Origin of the sequence: Variovorax paradoxus, from assembly GCA_016806145.1 — a bacterium.
Taxonomy (GTDB): Bacteria; Pseudomonadota; Gammaproteobacteria; order Burkholderiales; family Burkholderiaceae_C; genus Variovorax.
The window spans coordinates 2,780,284-2,803,806 of sequence record CP063166.1 but is presented as its reverse complement, the minus strand read 5'-3'; the positions used below and the strand labels follow the sequence as shown (position 1 = coordinate 2,803,806).

Genomic DNA, 23,523 nt, shown 5'->3' with positions numbered 1-23,523 from the left:
GTCGAAGCGCCGCGCGAGGCTTCGACAGGCTCAGCCCGAACGGTTGGAGGCATTCAGCCTTCTGCGCCCTCGCGCGACGCCCACTGCCACTGCCCCAACGCGAAGTCCTGCGTCACCAGCTTCTCCGCCAGCAGGAACTTCTTCACCTCCTCGATCAGCCCCAGCCCCTCGGCGGGATAGGCTGACTCCGGGTACTGGCTCAGCGGATGCGAGGCCTTGACCGCATCGAGCGGGAAGCCGCTGACCTCGGCATGGAAGGCGTAGTAGGCCGCGCTGTCGGCGCGCATCTCGGCGATGGCCGCGCGGCGCGCGCGGGTCCAGGCGGCGGGCAGGCCGGGCGCGATGGCCAGCAGCTTCGACGAGGCGACGATCACCGAGGTGCCGCGCAGGGTGGGATGGCGGTCGGCCTCGTCGATCACCGGGTAGCCGCGCGATGCGAGCAGCGGCCCGACGTCGATCTGGGCCGCGAAGGCGGCGATCGAGCGCTGGTCGAGCGCGGCTTCGCCGTCGCGCGGGAACATGTGGATCACCTTCACCGACTTCTGCAGGCCATGCTCCTTGAGCAGGCCCAGCACGTAGCGGTGCATGTAGGAACCGCGCGCCACGCCGATGGCCTGGCCCTCGAGCTCGCGCACGCTGCGCACGCCGTCGCGCGGCGTGAGCAGCCAGACGTTCATGCCCACGGTGTCGAAGCCGATCAGCCGCGCATCGAGGCCGCGCGAGCGCGCGACGACGGCGGGCGTGTCGCCGTAGATGCCGACGTCGAGCACGCCCGAGATGAAGGCTTCGTTGAGATCGGGTCCGTTCGGGAAGTTGCGCGTGACCACCTCCTTGAAACCCAGCGGCGCGAGCTCGCGCTGCAACAAGCCCTGGCGCAGCGCCCAGCCGGTGGCGGCCGCGGGCTTCCTGCCCGGACCGATGTAGCCCAGGCGCAGCACGCCCGCGCCCGGTGCGCCCTGGGCGATCGAGAACAGCGGCAGCGTGGCAGCGGTTGCGGCGACGGCGCCGCGCAGCAACCGCCGGCGGCGGATATCGACGGGCGCCGCCATCAGTGCGCGCGCCGCAGCAGTTCGAAGCTGGCGTCGGCCGAGGCCGTCGACTGGCGGCCGCGCCCCCAGCCGATGTCGCGGCGGTAGCTGCCCATCAGCGCCTGGGCGGCCACGTCGCGCTCCTCGGCGGTGGCGCCGCGGTCGGCGATCGGCGCGACATAGAGCGCGTCCTCGGGGCAGTAGAGCTCGCACATGAAGCAGGTCTGGCAGTCGTCCTGGCGCGCGATGCGCGGCAGGCCGCCGGGCACGGCCTCGAACACGTTGGTCGGGCAGGCGCTCACGCAGATGTTGCAGGCGGTACAGCGTTCGGCGCTGATGAGTTCGATCATGCGGCCACCTCTTCCTCGGCGCGCCGTTGCACGGCGTGGCGTTGCACCCAGACCTCGTCGAGCCCGCCGCTCAGGAGGCGATGGCGCTGGCTCGGATCGATGGCCGAATGCTCGCGCCGGCGGTGCATGCCGCGCGTCTCGGTGCGCTGCAGCGCGCTGCGGTACATCCAGCGCGAAGTGGCCAGCATGGCGGCCGCTTCGCGCGCGCGCACCGCGTCTGCGGCACTGGCCGCGGGCGCGCCCTGGCGCAGACGCTCCCACAGGGCGTCGAGCCGCGCGAGCGAATCGCGCAGCGCGTCGCCTTCGCGGAACCAGTTGCGTTCGTAGGGAAAGACCTCGGCCTGCACCGCGCGCACCACGGCCTGGCTGTCCCAGGCCTGCGCGCCGCGCGTGGCCAGCGCGACGCCACCGGCACGCAGGGCCGCGCGTTGCGAACGCGCGCGCGCATCGCGCCCGAAGTCGGCCGCGCCGGCACCGGCCCAGAAACCCGAGGACAGCGCCCAGGCCGCGTTGTGGCTGCCGCCGCCGGTGAAGCCGCCGCAGATCAGCTCGCGCGTGGCCGCGTCGCCCGCGGCATAGAGGCCGGCCACGGTGGTGGCGCAGCTGTCGTCCACCAGGTGCAGGCCGCCGGTGCCGCGCACCGTGCCCTCGAGCCGCAGCGTGACCGGGAAGTGCTGCGTGAAGGGGTCGATGCCCTGGCGGTCGAAGGAGACGAAGAAGTTCGGCTGCGCGGTGCGCATCCAGGCGCGGATCTGCGCGTCGGCGCGGTCGAGGCAGGCGTAGACCGGTTGGGTCTGCAGCGTCTGCGCGATCACGCCGCGGCCCTTGGACGAACCCGCGCCCTCGATCGCCACGCCGTCGGCCGTGTAGAAGGTGGCCCAGTTGTAGAACAGCGACTTGGTGACCGACGAGAACGCCGGGCCGAGCCCGTAGGCGTTGGAGAACTCCATGCCCGACAGGGCCGCGCCGACTTCGGCCGCCATCAGCTGGCCGTCGCCGGTCAGCACGTTGCAGCCGAGCGCGCGGCTCAGGAAGGCGCAGCCGCCGGTGGCGATGACCACCGCGCCAGTGCGCGCCACCCAGCTTTCGCCCGTCTGCCGGTTCACGCCGATGGCGCCGCAGACGGTGCCGTGCTCGTCGACCAGCAGCTCGAGCACCGGACTGTGGTCGAGGATGCGCGCGCCCGCGGCCTTCACGCGCTTGCGCATCAGCCGCATGTACTCGGGGCCCTGCAGCGAGGTGCAGCGCAGCGCGCCCTGGTCGTCGACCGGGAACGGATAGCCCCATTCCTTGAGCGTCTCGACGTTGCGCCAGGTCTGCTCGAGCACGCGGTCCATCCAGGCGTGCTCGGCCAACTGGCCGCCCATGGCGAAGCGGCTGGCCTTGGCCTCCTCGCGCGCCGTGCCTTCGGCCGGCACGTGCCACAGGCCGGTGCCCGAGGGCGCGGTGGCGCCCGAGGTGCCGCAGAAGCCCTTGTCGGCCAGCAGCACGCGCGCGCCGCGCGCGGCCGCGCTCACCGCGGCCCAGGCGCCGGCCGGGCCGCCGCCGATCACCAGCACGTCGGCCTCATGGCGCGTGCCGCCATCGGCGCCCGAAAGAAGCTGCCGCTCGAAATCCCTGGCGCCCATGTCGCGTGTCCTCTGCTGCAAGAAAGAAAAGAGGACCGACCGTAGCGCCGGCTCGGGCGCGGCACAAAGAAGGAATGCGTGCTTCGATATGCGCGGCCCTGGAATGCCGCTCAGGTACCCAGCCGCAGCCTGAGCCCGGCCCAGACCGCCAACAGCACGGCCGCGCCGAACACCCAGCCCGAGAGCGCGCCGGCCATGGTGCCCGACAGCAGGTTGCCGACGGTGCAGCCCAGGCCGGTCATCGCGCCCCAGCCGAGCAGCAAGCCGCCGCCGAGCCCGCGCGCGATCTGCGCCGGCCGCGGCCACGCGGGCCGGAACTGCCCGCTCGCGAGCGCGGCCGCGAAGGCGCCGGCGACGAGGCCGCCGACCAGCAGCGCGTTCGGCGTCTGCCACAGGCTCTGCGCCACGGCCGTGACGCAGCCGGCGAAGCCATCGAGGCCCTCGAGCCGCTGCGGCAGCAGGCCCCTGCCCTTCGCCGGCCGCGCGCGCGCGCGCTGCCGAGCGCGGCCGTCACGCCCAGCGGCCGCAGCCGCAACACCACGATCACGGCGATGGCACCCACCGCGAGGCCGCCCCAGACATAGGGCCAGCGCCCCTGCAGCAGCGCACGCAGCGCGGCGCCGAAGCTCGCGGGCGCGGCAGCGTTCCGTGCGGGCGGCAAGCGCCGCCACAGCAGCGCGCTCGCGAGCGCCAGCACCGCGAGCTGCAGCGCCGCCGAGCCCGCATAGCCCAGGTGATGCGGCAGCCAGGGCACGGGCGCGGTGGCGATGGTCGCGCTGTAGAGCGGGTTCCAGGTGTTGAAGCCGAGCACGAAGCCCAGCGCCGCACCCGCGAGCGCGAACGGCGCGGTGGGCGAGCCCTCGCCGAGCCGGTACCAGTGCGCGCTGATGCACGAGCCCGACACCACCATGCCCGCGCCGAAGGCCAGGCCCGCGAGCACCAGCGCCCAGCTCACCGGGCCGATGTGCGCATCGGGCGGCAGCCGGCCCGGCTGCGGCACCGGCAGCCAGCCGCTCATCACCACGTGCATGCCGAGCGTGCCCACCGCGAGCGCCGCGACGATCGCGAGCAGGCCGCGCGCGTCGCCGCGCTCGAAGTAGTCGCGCGCATGGCAGTAGAAGCAGAAGCGCGAGCGCTGCAGCACGATGCCGAGCACCGCGCCGATGCCCAGCGCGAAGGCCAGCGCGCGGCCGCCGCTGCGCTCGCCGAGCAGGTGCACGCCGGCCGCGAGCAGCACCAGCACGACCGAGGCCGCGGCCAGCGCGGACCAGCGCGCCGCGCCCGTGCCATCCAAAAAAAACGAGCCCGAAGGCTCGCCCAATGCCGTCCGCGCTTGATGCGGACGGCCACCCAACTCCTGGTGACTCACGCACCCTCCTCGTTCTTCTTCGCTCCTCGATTCACTTCGACGCCCAGACGGTGCCGCTCGGGTTGTTCACCGGCACGCCGACCGCGTTGCCGTACTCGGTCCACGAACCGTCGTAGTTGCGCACGTTCTTGTAGCCGAGGATGCGGTGCAGCGCGAACCAGGTGTGGCTCGAGCGCTCGCCGATGCGGCAGTAGGTGATGACCGGCTTGCTGCCGTCGATGCCGGCGGCGGCGTACAGCGCCTTCAGCTCGGCCGGCGACTTGAAGGTGCCGTCCTCGTTGACCGCGCGGCCCCAGGGCACGTTGGCCGCGCCGGGGATGTGGCCCGCGCGCACCGCGAGTTCGGCGGCGCCCGGCGGCGCGAAGATCTTGCCGCTGTATTCGTCGGCCGAGCGGATGTCGACCAGGCGCGTGTCCGACTTGCCGTCGGCCACCGCCACCACGTCGGTCAGGCGCGCGCGCAGCGCCGGGTCGGGCCGGCTCGCCTTGAAGGCGGTGGCGGCGTACTCGGGCGTGCGGTTCTCGAGCGTGCGGTTCTCGGCCTCCCACTTCTTGCGGCCGCCGTCGAGCAGCTTGACGTTGTTCAGGCCGTACTGCTCGAACACCCAGGCACCCCAGGCCGCGAACCAGTTGTTGTTGTCGCCGTACAGCACGATGGTGGTGTCCTTGTCGACACCCGCTGCCGACAGCAGCTTCTCGAACTGGGCCTGGCTCACGATGTCGCGGCGCACGCGGTCGTTGAGGTCGTTATGCCACGAGAAGTTGACCGCGCCGGGGATGTGGCCGCGCTCGTAGAGGCCGGGGTTCACGCTGACCTCGATCACGCGCACCTTGGCGTTGCGGAGATTCTTCTCGAGCCACTCGGTCGACACCAGCGCCTCGCCGGCCTCGGTCGTGGATTGGGCGAAGGCCGCGGGGGCGCTCGCGAGGAAGGTCAGCGTGGCAAGGGAGGCGACTCGCCACCAGCGGCTCAGGATCGACATGCGTAACTCCTTGTGAAAAGTGCAGGCCGCACTGTAGGGAGTCGACGCACGCTCACCAACGAAGCGTTTGCGATATGGCTATGACCAATGCATCTGAACGCCCGGGAGGCTTCAGGCCCCGTCGACCACCGGGTTCGACAGCAGGCCCACGCCCTCGATCTCGACCTCGCAGACGTCGCCGGCCTTCATGAACACCTGCGGCTTGCGCGCCAGGCCCACGCCCGAGGGCGTGCCCGCGATGATGATGTCGCCGGGCTGCAGCGCGAAGGGCTCGGAGCACACCGACACCAGGGTCGCCACGTCGAAGATCATGTCGCGCGTGTTGGCGTCCTGCAGCACCTGGCCGTTGAGCCGGGTCTGCAGCCTGAGGCCGGCGGCGCCCGCGGGCAGCTCGTCGGCGGTCACGAACTCGGGGCCGAACGAGCCCGAGCGGTCGAAGTTCTTGCCCATCATCCACTGCGCCGACTTGAACTGGTAGTCGCGGATCGAGCCGTCGTTGAACACCGAGTAGCCCGCCACGTGGTCGAGCGCCTGGTCCTTGGCGATGTAGCGGCCGGCCTTGCCGATCACGATGACCAGTTCGCCCTCGTAGTCGAACTGGGTCGAGACGTGCGGGCGCTCGAGCGCCTTGCCGTGGCCCACCCACGAGGAGGCGAAGCGGTGGAACAGCACCGGGTAGGTCGGCGGGTCGAACTTGCTCTCGGCCGCATGGTCGATGTAGTTGAGGCCGACCGCGATCGCCTTGGCGGGCGACTGCACGGGCGGCAGCCAGTCGAGGCCGGCCAGCGGCAGCCGGCTGCGCGCGGTCTCGCCGGCGCGGCGCGCGGCGGCCAGGCCCTCGGGGCCGGCGCGCAGCAGCTCGTCGAGCGTGGCGGGCAGGCCTTCGGCGCTGAGGTTCACGACTTCGTCGCCAAGACGAAGACCGAGGGCGGGCTTGCCGCTGCTTTGAAAGGCCAGGAGGCGCATGGGAGTTCCTTGTGGTGGGTGAAAGAGGAAAGGGAAGGCGAAAGGATCAGGCGGCTGGATCGGCGGCCGGCGGCGCCGGCTCGATCTCGAAGTTGGTGACGAAGTCCTCGGGCACGCGCGGGCCCCAGGCATAGAAGGAGTCTTCGGGCGGATGGTCGGCGGCGGGCCAGTCGAAGTCGCCGGGCACGAAGTCGATGTCGTACGAATACTCGGAGTAGCTGCCCCACGGGTCGCGCACGTAGTGGAAGTAGTTCGAGCCCAGCACGTGGCGCCCCACGCCCCAGCCACGCACATGGCCGGCGGCCAGCATCTGCTCCATGCCGCGGCCGACCTCGTCGATGTCGGCCACGTCCCAGCTCAGGTGATGCAGGCCGGGCCCGCCCGACTTGGCCATCGCGATCAGGTGGTGGTCGCTGCCGTGCACGCCGTGCATGAAGACGATCAGGTCGCCCGAGCGGTCGGAGACGCGCAGGCCCAGCGCCTCCTCGAAGAAGCGCACCGCTTCCGGCACCTTGGCGCTGAACAGCAGCACGTGCGAGAGCCGGCGCGGCTGCACCTTCGGGATGCGCGCACGGTTCAGCGAAGCGCCCACGCCCGGCGGCGGACGCGGCGCGAGCACCCGTTCGCTCGCGGCCTCGGGCGAGCTCTTGGCGGCCACCGCGACCTGCACCGGAAAGCCGTCGGGATGCAGCAGCCAGAGGCCGGCCTCGCCGCCCTGCCCCGCGCTCAGCGGATGGGCCTCGCAGCGCGGCAGGCCGAGCTGTTGGGCACGCGCGGCGATGGCGTCGAAGTCTTCCGCGAAGCAGGCGAAGCGCAGGTACTGCAGCTTCTTGGGCTGGCCCGGCGCTTCGTACAGCGAACCCCAGGCCTGCGGATGGCCGACGGTGTGGAGGTCGAGCCGGCCGCCATCGCGGCGCGGATCGAGGCCGAAGGCGGCATAGAAGCGCTCGGCCTCGGCGAGGTCGGGCACGGTGAACACGAAGCGGTCGAGCGAATGCACGGCCTGCAGCGCGGCGCGCGGCGGGTTCTTGACGGTGCGAAGCGGGGTGTCTGTCATGGCGGCGTGTCTCCAGTGGGCGGGTGGATCCGTGGTTTTTCGTTCGAATAATATATTATTTATTGAATCATAGATTTAGAAGCCTGCCAAGTATGATCCGGGCCAACGCAACGCCACGGCGCGAAAGGACGCGATGAACGAGAAGACCAAGGGCATGAGCCAGACCCGGCTGGTGTTCACCCACCTGCGCGCCGCCATCGTCGGCGGCCGCCTGCTGCCCGACGCCAAGCTCAACATCGCCGCGCTGGCCGAGGAGCTCGACGTGAGCGCGGGCGCGGTGCGCGAGGGGCTGGCGATGCTCGAGGCCGAATCGCTGGTGGTGTCGGAGCCCGCGCGCGGCTTCCGGGTCAGCCCGATCTCCGAGCCCGAGCTCGAGGACCTGGTGCAGGCACGCATCGAGATCGAGAAGCTGTGCCTGGCCGAGGCGATCCGCCACGGCGGCCTCGAATGGGAAGGCCGCGTGGTGTCGGCCCACCACCGGCTGTCGCGGCTGGCCGAGCTGCAACACGAGCTGCCGCGAACCTTGCTGAGCGAGGACTGGACCACGGCCCATGCCGAGTTCCACCATGCGCTGGTGAGCGGCTGCCCCAACGGCTGGCTGCTGCGCATGCACCTGATGCTCTACCAGCAGAGCGAGCGCTATCGGCAGCTGTCGGCACCACTGGGCGGCGACCAGCGCGACGTGCGCGGCGAGCACCAGGCGCTGGTCGACGCGGTGCTCGGCAAGGACGTGCAGGCCGCGCAGGCGCTGATCGTGGAGCACCTGCAGACCACGGGGCGCCTGCTGGTCGAGGGACTGCGCGCGCAGGCGCCGAAGGCCGCGAAGCGCCGGGCGTAGCCGCCACGCAGCCATCCCGCGGCCATTGCGCCGCCACATCACAGCTATATCGCTCGGCCCCTTCAACCGGCCCGCCCGGCATCGCAAGCTTGCTGCATCTTCAACAAAGCATGCAAGGAGCGACACGATGTTCGCGATGCAGTATTCGCACCGGCTGCCGGCCGGCCACGACATGGAAGCCATCCGCCGCCGCGCGGCGCAGCGCGGGCCGCTGTGGGACGACACCGAGGGCCTGGTGTTCAAGGCCTTCGTCTCGCAGGAGCGCGGACGGCATCGTGCCGTCGGCAACCTCTACGCCTCGGTCTACCTGTGGCGCGAACCGGCGGCCGCGACCTCGTTCCTGATGACCGAGCGCTTCCAGAACGTGATCGACAGCTTCGGACGGCCGAGCGTGGAGAGCTGGCTGCCGCTCGATGCACGCGCCGGCGCGGCTCGCACCGAACGCGCGGCCTGGCTGCGACGCAGCGAACAGACGCTCGACGCCGATGCCGACCGCGCGGCGGTGCTCGCCGCGCAGGCCCGCGAGCCGGAAGCCGGCGTGGTCGCGACCTGGAGCGCGCTCGACCTGGCCGCCTGGCGCATCGTGCGCTTCACGCTGCTGACCGACGCGCCCGAGCCGGCCGACGGCGAAGCGATCTACGAGGTGCTGCACCTCGCGAAGCCGGGCCTGGCGGCGCTGCCATGAGCACCGCCTTCGACCTGCTCGCGGGCCATCTGCTGGCCGTGCTTTCGAGCGCCGCCGTGCTGGCGATGGCCACCGCCGTGGCGGCCATCGCCCTGCGCGCGTTCAGCGCCTGAAGCCGCCGGCCGTCGCGCGCATCGCATCCGACAGCGACTTCAGGGCGCGCCGCGCGGGCGCGTCGGACACGCCCGCATGCAGCACCACGTCGCGCTCGGGCAGCGGCGGCAGGCCCAGCACCGGGCCGATCTCGATCGTGCCGGCCGGCGCCACGCGGCGCCCGAGCGCGGCCACCGCAAGCCCGGCCGAGACGGCCGCGCCCACCGTGAGGATGCCGCCGCCCACGAACACCTCGGACCAGGACACGCCGCCCTGCGCCAGCGCCGTGATGGCCATCTGCCGCACGCTGCAGGGCTCGGCCTGCGTCGCCAGCGGCAGCGGTTCGCCCGAGCGGTGGATGAAGTCGGGCGCGGCCATCCAGCCGAAGGGCTCCTCGAACAGCACCTCGCCGTCGAGCCGGCGGCTGTCGTGGCGCAGCACCAGCACGGCATCGAGCGCGCCGCGGTCGAAGGCATCGAGCAGTTCGCGCGAGGTCGAGATGCGCACCTCCATCACCACGCCGGGCTCGGCCTGCTTCACGCGGCGCAGCAGCAGCGGCAGCTCGGCGCCGACGATGTGGTGGCTCAGGCCCACCACCAGCCTGCGGCGCGGCGCCGCGAAGGCATCGAGCGCGCCGCTGTGCGCGGCCAGCAGGTTGCGCGCGAAGGGCAGGAAGGCATCGCCCTCGGCCGACAGCCGCACGCTGCGCGGCGTGCGTTCGAGCAGCCGGCGGCCCAGCCCATCCTCGAGCCGCTTGATGCGCAGGCTCACGGCCGACTGGGTGCCGTCGAGCGCCTCGGCCGCGCGCGTGAAGCTGCGCAGGTCGGCGACCAGCACGAAGGCCTGCACGGCCTCGATGTCGAGCGCCTTCATGGCGCGCGCCCGTCGAAGGCTCGGGGATCGGTGGGGACGATGGAAGGCGCGCTCATTTCGATGCGATCATTTCACAAGGCATTCGCCCGCGTGTTCCGGCGCGGCACATCGACCCTCCACAGAAAGAGACATCCCGTGTCCCTCGAAACCCACTCCCCCGTCAATGCACCGCTGATCGGCGTGCCCGGCGGCCGCCAGCAGCTCGACACGCCGGCGCTGCTGATCGACCTGAGCGCGATGACGCGCAACATCGAGCGCATGGCCGCCTTCGCGCGCTCGCGCGGCGTGGGCCTGCGGCCGCACGTGAAGACGCACAAGTCGGTGGCGATCGCGCGCATGCAGGTCGCGGCCGGCGCCATCGGCGTGAGCTGCGTGACGGTGGGCGAGGCCGAGGTGATGGTCGCGGGCGGCATCCCGGGCGTGCTGCTGACCTCGCCCGCGGTCACGCCGAGCAAGATCGCGCGCGTGCTCAAGCTCGCGCGCCAGGCCGGCCCCGGCGGGCTGATGGTGGTGATCGACGATCCGCGCAATGCCGCCGAACTCGCGCGCGCGGCGGCCGCCCTGCCCCATCCGCTCGACGTGCTGGTCGACTACGGCGCGGGCTACAACCGCACCGGCGCCGCCACCGAAGCCCAGGTGCTGGCACTGGCCACGGCGATCGCGGCCGAACGGCGGCTGCGGCTGCGCGGCCTGCAGGCCTATGCGGGCAACCTGCAGCACATCGTGGAGCGCGAACACCGCAGCGCCTCGGCCGCGGGCCTGCGCCAGACGGTGGCGCGGATCGTGGCCGCGGCCGAGCGCCAGGGGATTCGCTTCGAGATCGTGACCGGCGCCGGCACCGGCACCCACGACCTCGATGCGCAGGGCGACGGCTTCACCGAGTTGCAGGCCGGCTCGTACGTGTTCATGGACGCCGAATACGCGCAGGTGCTGGCCGGCAACGCGCCCGGCCAGGCATTCGAGGTCTCGCTGTTCGTGCAGACCGCGGTGGTCAGCACGCAGGCGGCCGACTGGGTGACGGTGGACGGCGGCAGCAAGTGCTTCGCCACCGACAGCGGCGTGCCGCTGGTGGCGCGCGGCGCCGGCACGGGCAGCCGCTATGCCTTCTTCGGCGACGAGCACGGCAAGCTCTTGGTGCCGGCCGACGCGCGCCCGGCGCTGGGCGCGCGTGTCGAGTTCGTGACGCCGCACTGCGATCCGACGGTGAACCTGCACGACGTCTACCACGTGGTCGAGGACGACACGCTGGTCGCCATCTGGCCGGTGGATGCGCGCGGGAAACGCTGAGGAAGAGGAAGAAGGCCGCTCAGACGCGCGGCAAGGCGGCCAGGTAGGTCGACACCACGATCGCCGCCGCGCGGTCGAGTTGCAGGATGTCGGCCACGTCGAAGGCATGGGGCGCGGTGCGCCCGGTCGCGCCCAGCGGCTTGCGGATCTCGACCAGCACCTCGGCCGCGAGCTCGCGATCGCTGCGCGGACGGCCGTCGGCATGCATCACCCAGGCATCGACGTCGTCCATCGCGATGGTGCGGAACACGCCGACGATCGGGACGTACTTGTAGCGATCCTCGCCCACCAGGATGGGGACGTTCAGATTGCAGAAAAACGTGGTCGTCGACATGCAGGATCGCTGCCGTTTGGCAAGGTTCTTTTAGTAGTTGATGAAGGTGATACGAAGAATTTCCCGGAACTGGCGTGAACTGACCATCAGTCCGTGACCTACTGCACACAAGTGGCCTGAACAGCCTCAGGACGCCAAAAAGAATACTTACATTTTACATGAACGTAAATCTTTGTGTCAGATCCGCATCAATTTGTTAATCGTTTGAGCGAAAAAGATCACATGTGACGGCCATCAGGCAGGCGGCGCCGGGCTGACGCGCAGGCGCGCGCCGCGGCGCGGGACGCGTCGCGGACGAGAACGGACCGCCTCGCGGGCGGTGACGGTGAGATTTCCCCGGGAGGGTGTCGCGGTCGCTCAGCCGGGCGCGGTAAAGCGCGGCGCGCGCCGCTCGATGTTGGCGCGCACCGCCTCGACCTGGTTCGGGCTGCCGATCAGCGCCTGCTGTTCCACCGACTCGGCGATCAAGAGCTCGGCCGCGCTGTGCGCCAGCGAGGCATTGAGCAGCCGCTTGCCGGCGCGGATCGCGTCGGGGCTCTTGCCCGCGATCTCGTGCGCCATCGCGAGCGCCTCGGCCAGCGGATCGGCCGCAAGGCGCGTGGCGAAGCCCAGCTGCAGCGCCTCCTCGCCCGAGAACACGCGGCCGGTGTAGGTGAGCTCGCGCACCACGTCGCTGCGCGCGAGTTCGCGCATCAGCACCATGCCGCCCATGTCGGGCACCAGGCCCCACTTGATCTCCATCACCGACAGCCTGGTGTCGGGCGCGACGATGCGGATGTCCGCGCCCAGCGCCACCTGCAGGCCGCCGCCGAAGGCCACGCCATGCACCGCGGCGATCACCGGCACCGGCACCTCGCGCCACACCATCGCGACCTGCTGCGCGGCATTGGCCAGGCCGTGCGTGCGCGCCACCAGCCCGGCGCCATCGGCCGACTGGCCCAGCACCTCGCCGGCCGCGCCCTGCTCCATGCGCTGGAACGAGGCCATGTCGAGCCCCGCGCAGAAGGCCTTGCCGCGACCTGCGATCACCACCGCGCGCACCGTGGCGTCGGCGCGCAGCGCTTCGCCGGCGGCGATCAGCGCATCGAACATCGCGGGGTCGAGCGCGTTCATCTTGTCGGCGCGGTCCAGCTGCAGTTCCACCACGCCGTCGGGGTGGCGGATCGTTTCGATGCGTTCGGTCATGCGGTGTGTCTCCTGGGGTCGTTGGCAAAGTATCGCGCGCCGCGGCGCTCGGCGATGATGGCGGCTGTCGCCGACCCAACACCGCACCGCCGCCCATGTCCCTCGACCGCCGCCGCTTCCTGCAATCGGGCACCGCCGCCGTGGTGGCGCTGCTGGCCCAGCACCCCGCCGGGGCCACCAAGCCCACGGTGTCCATCGAAGCCGCGGAAGCGCTGGGCTTCACGGCCGTGCCGGCCTCGCTGCGCGACGCGGTCGTGGTGCCGCCCGAGTACGAATGGCAGCTGCTCTACCCCTGGGGCACGCCCACTGGCATCGCGGGCCAGCCGATGCCCGCCTTCGCGCCCGACGGCGGCAACAGCGCGGCCGACCAGGCGCTGCAGGCCGGCATGCATCACGACGGCATGCATTTCTTTCCGCTCGCCACGCCCGGGCGCGCGCTGCTCGTGATGAACCACGAGTACACCGACGAGCAGCTGCTGCATGCCGACGGCGCGAAGGAATGGAACGCGCAGAAGGTGCGCAAGTCGCTGCATGCGATGGGCGTGTCGGTGATCGAGATCGCGCGCACGCCCGAAGGCGGCTGGCGCCAGGTGCTGCCCTCGCCCTATGCCCGCCGCGTGCACGGCAACACGCCGATGCGCATCGCTGGCCCGGCCGCGGGTTCGCCGCGCCTGCGCACCGCGCTCGATCCCGCCGGCACCGAGGTGCTCGGCACCTTCGCCAACTGCGCGATGGGCGTCACGCCCTGGGGTACCTATCTCACCTGCGAGGAGAACTTCCACGGCTACTTCGGCGGTCCGAAGGAGGCGGCCAAGGAGGCGACGCCCGCGCAGCGCCGCTACGGCACGGTGGCGGGCTCGCAATGGGTCGAGTACTGGCGCTTCGACGAGCGCTTCGACCTGAGCCGCCATCCCAACGAGCCGCACCGCTTCGGCTGGGTGGTCGAGATCGACCCCTTCGATCCCGCCGCCAAGCCCGTCAAGCGCACCGCGCTGGGCCGCAAGCGCCAGGAGAGCGCGACCTGCACCGTGACCAGGGACGGCCGCGTGGCGGTCTACATGGGCGACGACGCGCGCTTCGAATACATCTACAAGTACCTGAGCACCGACCGCATCGCGCCCGCCGGCGAGGGCTCGCGCGCGGCGGCCAATGCGCGGCTGCTCGACGAGGGCACGCTGTACGTGGCGCGCTTCGACGCCGACGGCCGCGGCCGCTGGATCGAGCTGGTGCACGGCCGCCACGGGCTCGATGCCGCGGCCGGCTTCGCCGACCAGGCCGAGGTGCTGGTCCACGCGCGGCTCGCGGCCGACGCGGTGGGTGGCACGAAGATGGACCGCCCCGAGTGGATCGCGATCAGCCCCGGCGGCGAGGTCTACGTCACGCTCACCAACAACAGCCAGCGCGGCGACCTCGGCAAGCCCGGCCCCGATGCCGCGAACCCGCGCGCCGACAACCTGTTCGGCGGCATCCTGCGCTGGCGCGAGGACGACGGCGACGCGGCGAGCGCGGGCTTCGCCTGGGAGCATTTCGTGCTCGCGGGCGACACCGCGCAGCCCGGCAGCGGCGCGCGCTACCCGAGCGCCGATGCCGACCTGTTCGGCAGCCCCGACGGCCTGCACTTCGACAGCGGCGGCCTGCTGTGGATCCAGACCGACATGAGCGGCCAGCTGATCGGCAAGCCGCCCTACACCGCCCTGGGCAACAACCAGATGCTGGTGGCCGACCCGGCCACGGGCCGCATCAAGCGCTTCCTGACCGGACCCAGCGGCTGCGAGATCACGGGCTGCGTGGTCGCGCCCGACCGCCGCGCGCTGTTCGTCAACGTCCAGCATCCGGGCGAGTCGCGCGACGACGGCAGCGCCACGCACAACAGCGCCTGGCCCGACGGCACAGCACCGGGCAGCGCGCGACCGCGCTCGGCCACGCTGGTGATCCGGCGGCGCGACGGCGGCATCGTCGGCACCTAGAGGAGACCACCCATGAGCATCCGCATCGTTCGACTCGGCACGCCGCGCAGCCCCGGCGAAGGCCTGCGCGTGGGCACCGTGCGGCGCCCGCCGCGCGGCGTGCCCAAGAGCGAATTCGCGTCGCAGGACTGGTACGACGTCTGGTACCCGAACCTCGCGCCCTCGACCGAGACCATGAAGCTGGGCCAGGCCGCGCAGACGCCGGCCGAGTGGAATGTGTTCATGCGCAAGTACAAGGCCGAGATGGCCGAGGCCGACGCGAGCCGCAGCCTCGACCTGCTCGCGGCGCTCTCGCACCAGACCGCGCTGGCCGTGGGTTGCTACTGCGAGGACGAGTCGCGCTGCCACCGCTCGCTGCTGCGCGGCCTGCTGGCCGAGCGCGGCGCCGACATCGCGGCCTGATCAGGCCTGCGGCAGCGCCGCGAACACCGGCAGGGCCTCGGCGCGCGCGGCATGGGCCGCCAGTGCCGGACAACGCGCGGGCGCCACCAGCTCGGGCAGCATCAGCTGCGTGAACGACCAGGCCACGGCCGCCGAGACGGCGTCCTGCGTCAGCGCCGCTTCTTCGGCGGTCCACGGCGCCGCCGCCACCTCGCGCTCGAGTTCGTCATAGGCCGCCAGCAGTTGACCCAGCACCCGGTCCACCCAGGGCTGGTGCAGCTTCTCGGCCGGCCGGAGGTTGCGCTCGTAGACGATCTGCACCGTCTTCTCGCAGGCCGCGAGCGCGAGCCCCGTGAGACGCAGCGCGCGCAGCCGCGCCGCCGCCTCGGCCGGCCACAGGCTGCGGCCGGCGAGGAACTCGGCGTACTCGACGATCAAGGTCGAATCCATCAGCACCGCGCCGTCGTCGAGCACCAGCGTCGGCGCCTTGACCACCGGGTTGATCGCGCGGAACTGCTCGAAGGTGCTGAACACCGAGAGCGAGCGGTGTTCGAAAGGAATGCCCAGCAGCCGCAGCGAGACGGCGGTGCGGCGCACATAGGGCGAGTCGAGCATGCCGACGAGTTGCATCGAGGGTTCCTCCTTGGGTCTTGAACGAAGCCACGACCTTAGCGGTGCCTGCGCGCGCGGGCCACGGGCATTCATCGAAAATCGGCGCTCCCGGCCGATGGACCATCGGCGAACCCCTCTTCTCATCACGCATGGACATCGACAAGAAAGACCGCCTGATCCTCGAGGCCCTGCAGGCCGACGCGCGCCAGAGCCTCGCGGCGCTGGGCAAGCGCATCGGCCTGTCGCAGCCGGCCATGAGCGAGCGCGTGCGCAAGCTCGAGGACGCGGGCGTGATCGAGGGCTACGGCGCGCGCGTCAACCTGCGCGCGCTCGGCGTGGGGCTGCAGGCCATCATCCGCATCGACACCACGCATGCAGGCATCGCGCGCTACCTCAAGCTGTTCGAGCAGATGCCCGAGGTGCTGAGCGCCGACCGCGTGACCGGCGAGGACTGCTTCATCGTGCGCTGCGCGATCGCCGAGCCGGCCGACCTCGAGCGCGTGGTGGACGCGCTCGCGGTCGACGGCGCAGTCACCACCTCGCTGGTGCTGTCGAGCCCCGTGAACAAGCACGTCACCGTGCACGCGGCGAAGCCGCCGAGGAAGTAGCGCGCAGGCTCAGCGCTGCGTCTTGTCCTTCTGGTTCTGTGCCTCGATGCGCTCGCGCGCGGCCAGCCAGTCGCCGTCGCTCCACTGGCGCAGCTCGTAGAAGTTGCCGCCGTTGGCCAGCGCGTTGGCGCCGTCCATCATGATGCTCTGGCCCGTGAGCCAGTCGCATTGGCCCGGCGACATCAGGAAGGCCGCGAGGTTCTGCAGCTCGCTCATGCGGCCGGTGCGCGCCATCGGACTCATCGCGATGGTGCGCGCGCCGGGCTCCTCGCCGGGGTTCAGGCGCTTGCTCATGCCCTCGGTCGGGATCTCGCCCGGGCCCACGGCATTGAGCCGCACGCCGTAGCGCGCCCACTCCACCGCGAGCGACTTGGTCATCACCTCGATGCCGGCCTTGCTCATCGCCGAGGGCACCACGTAGGGGCTGCCGTTGTCGACCCAGGTCACGATGATGCTCATCACGCTGCGGAAGGCATCGCCGGCCTTCCACTGGCCCGACTTGGCCTCGGCCACCCAGCGCTTGCCCACGGCCTGCGTGACGTAGAAGCTGCCGTGGAAGACGATGTTCGCGATCGCGTCGAAGGCGCGCGGCGAGAGGCTCTCGGTCGGCGAGACGAAGTTGCCGGCCGCGTTGTTCACCAGGCCGGTGAGGCCGCCGCTCTGCCAGAGGCTCTCGACCATCTCGTCGACGCTCTGGGCGACGCGGATGTCGACGCCGAAGGTGTCGATGCGCCGTTCGGGAAACTGCTGGCGCCATTCGGCCGCGCTCTCCTCGCAGACCGACTGGCGCCGGCCGCAGATCGCGATGTCGGCGCCCAGGCCGAGGAAGCGCTCGGCCATCGCGCGGCCGAGCCCGGTGCCGCCGCCGGTCACGAGGATGCGCTGGCCGCTCATGAGGGAAGGTTGGAACATGCGTCGTCTCCTGGAGGTTTGCCTGACGGCGGCCATGCTACGCGCGGCGGGCGCCGCGCGCATCGGGGGCCGGGTCGCGGGCGCGACGCGGGGCTGGGGCGAGAATGGCCGCTTCCGCAGACTGCCCCGAGCCCCTCGCCACCCATGCCCGACTTCATCGACGCCTCCTCGCAGCCGCTCGCCGGCGTGCGCATCCTGAGCCTCGCGCTCAACCTGCCCGGCCCGGCCGCGCTGCTGCGCTGCCGCCGCATGGGCGCCGATTGCCTGAAGTTCGAGCCGCCCGCGGGCGACCCGATGGCGCTCTACAACCAGGCAGCCTACGCCGCGCTGCACGAGGGCATCGCCATCGAGCAGGCCGACCTCAAGAGCGAGGCCGGCCAGCGCGCGCTGCACGAGGCGCTCGCGCGCACCGACGTGCTGCTGACCTCGTTCCGCCCCTCGGCGCTGGCCAAGCTCGGGCTCGACTGGCATGCGCTGCATGCGCGCCATCCGGCGCTGTCGCAGGTGGCGATCGTCGGCGCCCACGGCGAGCGCGCCGAGGAGCCGGGCCACGACCTGACCTACCTCGCCGAGAGCGGCCTGGTCACCGGCACCGCGCTGCCGGCCACGCTGTTCGCCGACATGGGCGGCGCGCTGCTCGCGAGCGAGGCGGTGCTCAAGGCGCTGTTGCTGCGTTCGCGCGGCGGCATGACCGGCGGTGTGTACCTCGAGGTCGCGCTCAATGTCTCGGCCGACTGGCTCGCGCTGCCGCGCACCTGGGGCCTGACGCAGCCGCAGGGCGCGGTCGGCGGCGCGCATGCGGGCTACCGCGTCTATCCCTGCGCCGACGGCCGCGTGGCGGTGGCCGCGCTCGAGCCGCATTTCGCCCACCGGCTGTGCGAGGCCGCGGGCCTGGCCTCGCGCGACATGATGGCGCCGGCCACGCACGAGGGCGTGGCGGCCTGGATCGCGCAGCGCAGCCGCGCCGAACTCGAGGCGATGGCGCGCGAGCGCGACGTGCCGCTGCTCACGCTCGCCGACTGAAGCGCGCCGGCGGACCTCGGAGCTTCTCAGAGCTTGATGCCCGCCGCCTTCACCGTCGGCCCGAGCACCGCCACCTGCTCCTTCACGATGCCCTCGAAGCGGGCCGTCGTCTCGGGCTTGGCGACGATGCCCAGATCGATCAGCTTCTTCTGCACCTCGGCCATGGCCAGCACCTCGTTGCAGGCGGCGTGCAGGCGCGCCACCACCTCGGGCGGCAGCTTCGCGGGGCCGCTCAAGCCGAAGAAGTTCTCGAGCACCAGCTTGGGCTGCCCCACCTCGGCGATGGCCGGCACCTCGTGCATCAGCGGCGAGCGCGCGCTGCCCGTGACCGCCAGCGGCACCAGCTGGCCGCTCTTGAAGTACGGCACATAGGCGGTGATCACATCGATCCCCACGGGAATGGTGTTGGCGATCAGGTCGGTGGTCATCGGCGCCCCGCCGCGGTAGGGCACATGCTCCAGGTGCAGCCCGGTCACGCGCCGGATCAGCTCGCCGTGGATGTGGCCGATCGAGCCCGGACCGCCCGAGCCGAAGTCCAGCCGCCCGTCCTTGCGCGCGCGGGCCTCGAGGTCGGCGAAGCTCGCGATGCCCGAACCCTTGCTGGCCATCACCACCAGCGGCGCCGATCCCAGCGCGGCGATGTGGCTGAAGGCCGCGACCGGGTCGTAGGGCTGCTTGTCGAGCGTGAACGGGCCGAGCGCGATCGGCGTGGTGTTGGCGAGCATCAGCGTGTAGCCGTCGGGCGCCGCGGCCGCGACCTGGGCGCCGCCGATGGTGCCGCCCGCGCCGGGCTTGTTGTCGATCACCACCGCCTGGCCGAGCCGGCGCGCGAGCTGCTCGCCCATCACGCGCGCCAGGATGTCGCTGGAGCCGCCGGGCGGGAAGGTCACGACGATCCTGATCGGACGGTCGGGCCACTGCGCGAAAGCCGGCAGCGCGAGCGCGGCGGCGCCGGCCGCCAGCAGCTGCAGCGCGCCGCGGCGCGAGGGTCGAGCGAGGGAGAGGTCGGTGGAGTTCATGGCACGGTCCAGCAAGAGGGATGCCCGCACTCTAGGAACGCACCCATGGCACGCCAATCGCTAGCGCGTTATGCGCGGCATAGCAAAGCGCCGGGCCTGCACGATGGCTCGGCACCAAAGCTGTGCGGCGCCCTTCCCTCCATGTCCCGCGCCAACGATCCTTTCGACACCTACCTGCTGCGCGTCTTCGCCGTGCTGCTGGCCGAGCGCAGCGTCTCGCGCGCCGCCACCCGCCTCAACCAGTCGCAGCCGGCCGTGAGCACCGCGCTCAAGCGGCTGCGCGAGGTCTTCGGCGACCCGCTGCTGGTGAAGGACAAGCAGCGCATGGTGCCGACCGAGCGCGCGCTGCGGCTCGAAGCCTCGGTGCGCGTGGTGCTCGGCGAGATCGACGCCCTGCTCGCGCCGGCCGACAGCTTCGATCCCGCGACCACGCGGCTGACCTTCCACCTCGGCACGCCCGACTACCTGGCGCCGCCGCTGATGGCCGCGGTGGTGCAGTACCTGCGCGGCACCGCGCCGGGCGCGCGCCTGTTCATGCATCCGCTGGGACCCGAGTTCGATGTCGAGGCCGCGCTGGCCGACGGTTCGCTCGACGTGGTGGTCGGCAACTGGCCGCAGCCGCCCGAGCACCTGCACACCACCTTGCTGATGGAGGACGAGATCGTCTGCCTGGTCGATCGCGACCATCCGGGCGCGCACGGACTCACCTTGAGCGACTACCTGCACGGCGCCCACGTGGTGCCGCAGCTCTACAGCACCCTGCAGCGCGGCGTGGTCGAGAGCCACCTGGCCACGCTGCGCCTGGCGCGCACGCCGACCGTGACGGTGCCCTACTTCTCGATGGCGCCGCAGCTCCTGCCCGGCACCGACCTGATCTTCACCACCAGCCGGCACTTCGCGCAGCACTACGCCGCGCTGCTGCCGCTGGCGATCGTGCCGGCGCCGCTCGACTTTCCGCCGATGCGCTTCTACCAGCTCTGGCATGCACGCCACCAGCGCGCGCCGGGCCACGTGTGGTTCCGCTCCCTGCTGTCGGCCGTGATGCGCACGGCCGGCGCCACGCGGCATCTGCGGATGCCGCCGGCGCCGGAACTCAGGAAGGCAGGCGCAGCGCCCCGAGCTTCCTATCGAGCTTGATCAGCCACAGCCGCGTGGGCCGCTCGAGGTCGGTGCCGCGCGTGAGGCGCGCACCGGTCACGCCCTCGGGGCAGCCGCTCACGATCGCGCCGGCCGCGTTCACGGTGCAGTCCTCGACGCTGCCGGCCACGGTGTTGCCGTTGGCGTCGAGCAGGATGGTGCGCAGGCCGAAGTCGTCGTCGTTGACCAGCGCCAGCGTCTGGTCGTCCACGATGGTCAGGCCTTCCGCCTTCTCGGCCAGCCAGCCCAGCGCATTGAGATCGAGCAGCTCGGTCTTGCGCATCGTCACGACCTTCGAATAGTCGGCCGTGCCCGAGGGCGCCTGCGTGATGCTGCTGATCTCGAGCTCGTGCCCTTGCGCCGCGATGTCGGTCGCGTTGGCCGGCAGTTCCACCAGCATCAGCTTGTTGACCACCTTGGCGTCGCTCTTGCGCGCGCCCTGCTCGATCACGATGAAGCGGCCGTTGCCCAGGCTCACCACGTCGCCGAGCTTGGCATTGCCGGTGCGGTCCTTGTCGTACTGGCTGCCGTCGATCGGGTAGGCGTAGAGCTTCGAGGTCTCGGTCGCCGGATCGAACTCGAGCCAGCGCGTGAACTTCGCGATGTGGCGCACGTCGGTGTTGCTGCCACCGGGCGGCTTGGCCTTGATCGACTTGCCGCTCTCGTCGCGCGGATCGATCGGGCTCTGCAGGAAACCGTGCAGCCGGCCGCTGGCGGCATCGAGCGTCAGGCCTTCCATGCCGCGGTTGGGGCGGCGCTTGGCCAGCACCAGCGGCAGGTCGTGCGCCGAGTCGCCGGGCGCATACTTCTTCTCGATCACGCCGGTGGCAATGTTCAGGCGCGCGATGAAGGGGCCGTACTCGTCGCTGGTCCACAGCACGTTGCGCGCCTTGTCGAGCACCAGCGTCTCGGGGTCGAGGCCGTTGGCGTCGTAGCCGGCCTTGGCCTCGTCGAACACGTAGCGGTCGGTCAGCGGCGTTTCGCCGGTCGAGCCGATGCCCGAGCGCGGCGGCAGGCCGGTGATCTTGCGGTTGGCGTCGATCCGCAGGGGCACGCTCGAGCTCAGCACCGCGCCGGTCTTGCCGATGCGGATCAGGCCGAAGCTGGGCGCGAACGACGGCGCCGGGAACACCTTGCTGATGCTGAGCGTGTCGCTGCCGGGGATCGGCGCGTTCGGGCCGTCGCCGTTCGGGCCGCGGTCGGTGATGGCATAGAACTCGAGCGCGCCGTCGTCGGCCTTGCCCTTGAAGGCCAGGCCCGAGCCGTAGGCCGGCAGGAAGCCCTTGGGGAAATCGGCCTGCACCTTCGGGTTCGCGCCCTCGTAGGGCACGTTGAACTTCTGGTCGGCCTGCAGCTGGTAGCGCGTGACGCTGGCGCCGATGCTGCCGAGCGCGTTCGACTGGGTGAAGGCCTCGGTCACGGGCGCGTTGAGGCGCGCGGCCAGCGTGTTCTCGAAGTGCTCGCGCGCGAGCATGCGGCGCGCGGCGTCAACGCTGCGGCTCGCGTAGGGCGCGGGCAATCCGGCCAGCACGGCGTTGAGCGCGGTGTTGAAGGCCTCGGCCGAGGCCGCGAAGTCGAGCGAGCCGGCCTTGAGCGCGGCCTTCAGCGCGGGCGCGAGGCGGATGCCGTTGGAGGGATCGAGGTCCTCGTCGAAGCTCTGCAGCGCGAGCAGGCGGTTGACCACCGCGTCGGCCTTGACGTCGCTGCCGCCCACGAGGTTCAGCGGCGTGACCGTGCTGCCGCAGGCGGCGCTGCCGATGGCAAGCGCGCCGACCGAGAAGCTCACCGTCTCGCCGTCCTTGCATGTGAACTCGCCGTTGGCATTGGTCGCGGCCTTGGCGCCGCCGCCGGCCACGTAGTCCAGGCCCTCGACGGCGGCGTCGAGGAAGGTGCCGGTCTTCGATGACGCGGCGGGCGGGTTGTTGCCGCTACCGCCGCCGGGCTGGAACACGAAGCCACCGCCGCCTCCTCCGCCGCCGCCACAGGCCGCGAGCAAGGCGCTCGCGCCCGCGAGCACCAGCCATCCGATCCCCGGCCGCGCGGCCGCCCTCTGCATCTTCTTCGTCATGTGTCTTTCATCTCCGTGTCATGGCCGCGCGCGGTTGCGCGCGGGCCGGGCGATTAGCTCCGGCGCGTGTGACAGGAACGTGAAAGTGCGGGCCGGACCGTCAGCGGCCCAGCCCCTCGCGCTGCCGGTCCTCGCGCTTGAGCGCGAGGTAGGTGTCGAGGTCGATCTCGTGCAGCTGGCGCGGGAACTGCTCGGCGGCCGCGAACCAGTGGCGCTGCCGCTGCTCGGACTGGCCCTTGGCATCGGCCGCGAGGTAGGCGTCGAGCGTGAGGAAGTAGCGCATCGCATTGCGCTCCACCAGCCCGCGCATGCCGCGGATGTACTCGGGCTTGCCGTCGGGCGCCTGCCCCACCACGGTGAAGCCGACCTTGTCGCGCCCGAAGGTCGCGAGGTAGGCCTGGGTGGCGAGCTTCACCATCATGCTGTGGTCGTAGCTGTAGCTGAAGTGCAGGAAGCTCTTGCGCTCGTCGAGCGCCACCGCCTCCAAGGTGACGTGGTAGTTGCTGGTGCCGAAGGGGCCGCTGGCGGCCGACAGGTCGATCATCAGGTGCTCGGGCGTCGCGCTCGCCACGCGGTAGGCGAAGGGCAACTCGAAGGCCTGGTCGACCGGCTTGTCGTAGCGCCGCACCACGTAGAGCGTGAGCGTCTCGCGGCCCGGCGCGCCGCTCACGCGGCAGCGCCGGTTGTTGACGTGCAGCAGCATCAGCTCGCACCAGTTGGCCGAGCCCTTGAGCGCGCTGCCGACCTCCGACAGCGGATGCTCGACCACCGCGTAGACGTCGCCCTGCAACCCGTCGGGCGTCTCGATCGAATCGAGCTGTATGGGGCGGCCGAAGCTGCTGCGCTCGAGCTTGTCCTTGATCTGCTTGTGCCGGGCGCGCAGGGCCTGCGCGGGCGCTTCGCCGGCCGCCGGCTCGGTGGCCGTGGGCGCGGCGCCGGCCTGGAGACTGCCCGCCAGCAGCCAGCCGCACAGGACGGCGCCACAGGCACGCCCCAGGCGCCGCGCTGGTAAGAACATGCCGGGACCGGGCCGGTAGAACGAAATGCGCATCGGGCCACACCATACAACGGCGCGGCCTTTCGCGTGCTCGGGCGCTTCCCGCCCCGCGATCAAGCCGATC

General features: G+C 71.5%; 21 protein-coding genes and 2 pseudogenes. 8 read left to right on the top strand and 15 right to left on the bottom strand.

Going from position 1 to position 23,523, the window contains the following annotated elements:
* Positions 1–53: 53 nt before the first annotated feature.
* The 7 genes and pseudogenes from INQ48_12955 to INQ48_12925 form a co-directional block, all read right to left on the bottom strand.
* Positions 54–1,049 (bottom strand): ABC transporter substrate-binding protein, encoded by a 996-nt coding sequence (locus INQ48_12955; protein ID QRF60063.1) that lies wholly within the window; start codon positions 1,047–1,049, stop codon positions 54–56.
* Positions 1,049–1,378 (bottom strand): 4Fe-4S binding protein, encoded by a 330-nt coding sequence (locus tag INQ48_12950; GenBank protein QRF60062.1) that lies wholly within the window; start codon positions 1,376–1,378, stop codon positions 1,049–1,051. Before INQ48_12950 ends, INQ48_12955 begins: the two co-directional genes overlap by 1 nt.
* A complete protein-coding gene (locus INQ48_12945) occupies positions 1,375–3,006 on the bottom strand; it encodes an FAD-binding protein (protein QRF60061.1) in 1,632 nt (543 codons plus the stop codon). Before INQ48_12945 ends, INQ48_12950 begins: the two co-directional genes overlap by 4 nt.
* Positions 3,007–3,116: 110 nt before the next feature.
* Positions 3,117–4,327: pseudogene (locus INQ48_12940) on the bottom strand (YeeE/YedE family protein).
* A 79-nt stretch (positions 4,328–4,406) separates the two neighbouring features.
* Positions 4,407–5,357, bottom strand: a complete 951-nt coding sequence (locus INQ48_12935; GenBank protein QRF60060.1) for a sulfurtransferase — start codon at positions 5,355–5,357, stop codon at positions 4,407–4,409.
* Positions 5,358–5,468: 111 nt separating this feature from the next.
* Positions 5,469–6,323 carry a fumarylacetoacetate hydrolase family protein gene (locus tag INQ48_12930; protein QRF60059.1) on the bottom strand — a complete coding sequence of 285 codons (855 nt, stop codon included), beginning with the start codon at positions 6,321–6,323 and terminating at the stop codon, positions 5,469–5,471.
* A 46-nt stretch (positions 6,324–6,369) separates the two neighbouring features.
* The gene (locus tag INQ48_12925; protein QRF60058.1) at positions 6,370–7,380 is read right to left on the bottom strand and encodes a VOC family protein; all 1,011 of its coding nucleotides are present in this window, start codon (positions 7,378–7,380) and stop codon (positions 6,370–6,372) included.
* A gap of 133 nt (positions 7,381–7,513) precedes the next feature.
* Between INQ48_12925 and INQ48_12920 the strand changes: the two genes are divergently transcribed.
* Together INQ48_12920 and INQ48_12915 are read left to right on the top strand one after the other, a co-directional pair.
* Positions 7,514–8,218 carry an FCD domain-containing protein gene (locus tag INQ48_12920; protein QRF60057.1) on the top strand — a complete coding sequence of 235 codons (705 nt, stop codon included), beginning with the start codon at positions 7,514–7,516 and terminating at the stop codon, positions 8,216–8,218.
* 127 nt (positions 8,219–8,345) lie between these two features.
* Positions 8,346–8,903, top strand: coding sequence for a DUF4865 family protein (locus INQ48_12915; protein QRF60056.1), 558 nt, complete (start codon positions 8,346–8,348; stop codon positions 8,901–8,903).
* Positions 8,904–9,005: 102 nt separating this feature from the next.
* Here the strand turns inward: INQ48_12915 and INQ48_12910 are convergent, their stop codons facing one another.
* Positions 9,006–9,869: a LysR family transcriptional regulator gene (locus INQ48_12910; protein ID QRF60055.1), complete on the bottom strand. Its 864-nt coding sequence runs from the start codon at positions 9,867–9,869 to the stop codon at positions 9,006–9,008.
* A gap of 60 nt (positions 9,870–9,929) precedes the next feature.
* Here INQ48_12910 and INQ48_12905 point away from each other — a divergent pair, with 60 nt between their 5' ends.
* A complete protein-coding gene (locus tag INQ48_12905; GenBank protein ID QRF60054.1) occupies positions 9,930–11,156 on the top strand; it encodes a DSD1 family PLP-dependent enzyme in 1,227 nt (408 codons plus the stop codon).
* 19 nt (positions 11,157–11,175) lie between these two features.
* Here INQ48_12905 and INQ48_12900 read toward each other — a convergent pair whose 3' ends face one another.
* Positions 11,176–11,490 carry a hypothetical protein gene (locus INQ48_12900; protein ID QRF60053.1) on the bottom strand — a complete coding sequence of 105 codons (315 nt, stop codon included), beginning with the start codon at positions 11,488–11,490 and terminating at the stop codon, positions 11,176–11,178.
* A gap of 357 nt (positions 11,491–11,847) precedes the next feature.
* Positions 11,848–12,675: a crotonase/enoyl-CoA hydratase family protein gene (locus INQ48_12895; GenBank protein ID QRF60052.1), complete on the bottom strand. Its 828-nt coding sequence runs from the start codon at positions 12,673–12,675 to the stop codon at positions 11,848–11,850.
* A gap of 95 nt (positions 12,676–12,770) precedes the next feature.
* Between INQ48_12895 and INQ48_12890 the strand changes: the two genes are divergently transcribed.
* Positions 12,771–14,642 carry a PhoX family phosphatase gene (locus INQ48_12890; GenBank protein QRF60051.1) on the top strand — a complete coding sequence of 624 codons (1,872 nt, stop codon included), beginning with the start codon at positions 12,771–12,773 and terminating at the stop codon, positions 14,640–14,642.
* A 12-nt stretch (positions 14,643–14,654) separates the two neighbouring features.
* Complete coding sequence (locus tag INQ48_12885) at positions 14,655–15,044, top strand: DUF488 family protein (GenBank protein ID QRF60050.1); 390 nt, start codon at positions 14,655–14,657, stop codon at positions 15,042–15,044.
* Here INQ48_12885 and INQ48_12880 read toward each other — a convergent pair whose 3' ends face one another.
* On the bottom strand, positions 15,045–15,653 hold the full coding sequence (locus INQ48_12880; protein QRF60049.1) for a glutathione S-transferase: 609 nt from the start codon (positions 15,651–15,653) through the stop codon (positions 15,045–15,047).
* 131 nt (positions 15,654–15,784) lie between these two features.
* Here INQ48_12880 and INQ48_12875 point away from each other — a divergent pair, with 131 nt between their 5' ends.
* The gene (locus INQ48_12875) at positions 15,785–16,243 is read left to right on the top strand and encodes an Lrp/AsnC family transcriptional regulator (GenBank protein QRF60048.1); all 459 of its coding nucleotides are present in this window, start codon (positions 15,785–15,787) and stop codon (positions 16,241–16,243) included.
* Positions 16,244–16,252: 9 nt separating this feature from the next.
* Here the strand turns inward: INQ48_12875 and INQ48_12870 are convergent, their stop codons facing one another.
* The gene (locus tag INQ48_12870) at positions 16,253–17,155 is read right to left on the bottom strand and encodes an SDR family oxidoreductase (protein ID QRF60047.1); all 903 of its coding nucleotides are present in this window, start codon (positions 17,153–17,155) and stop codon (positions 16,253–16,255) included.
* Positions 17,156–17,299: 144 nt separating this feature from the next.
* Between INQ48_12870 and INQ48_12865 the strand changes: the two genes are divergently transcribed.
* On the top strand, positions 17,300–18,178 hold the full coding sequence (locus tag INQ48_12865; GenBank protein QRF60046.1) for a CoA transferase: 879 nt from the start codon (positions 17,300–17,302) through the stop codon (positions 18,176–18,178).
* A gap of 26 nt (positions 18,179–18,204) precedes the next feature.
* Here the strand turns inward: INQ48_12865 and INQ48_12860 are convergent, their stop codons facing one another.
* Complete coding sequence (locus INQ48_12860) at positions 18,205–19,197, bottom strand: tripartite tricarboxylate transporter substrate binding protein (protein QRF60045.1); 993 nt, start codon at positions 19,195–19,197, stop codon at positions 18,205–18,207.
* A 141-nt stretch (positions 19,198–19,338) separates the two neighbouring features.
* Here INQ48_12860 and INQ48_12855 point away from each other — a divergent pair, with 141 nt between their 5' ends.
* Positions 19,339–20,334: a LysR family transcriptional regulator gene (locus INQ48_12855; GenBank protein ID QRF60044.1), complete on the top strand. Its 996-nt coding sequence runs from the start codon at positions 19,339–19,341 to the stop codon at positions 20,332–20,334.
* Here the strand turns inward: INQ48_12855 and INQ48_12850 are convergent.
* Together INQ48_12850 and INQ48_12845 are read right to left on the bottom strand one after the other, a co-directional pair.
* On the bottom strand, positions 20,291–22,363 hold the full coding sequence (locus INQ48_12850; GenBank protein ID QRF60715.1) for an esterase-like activity of phytase family protein: 2,073 nt from the start codon (positions 22,361–22,363) through the stop codon (positions 20,291–20,293). The two genes, INQ48_12855 and INQ48_12850, sit on opposite strands and share 44 nt — an antisense overlap.
* Positions 22,364–22,502: 139 nt before the next feature.
* Positions 22,503–23,300: pseudogene (locus tag INQ48_12845) on the bottom strand (hypothetical protein).
* Positions 23,301–23,523 lie beyond the last annotated feature (223 nt).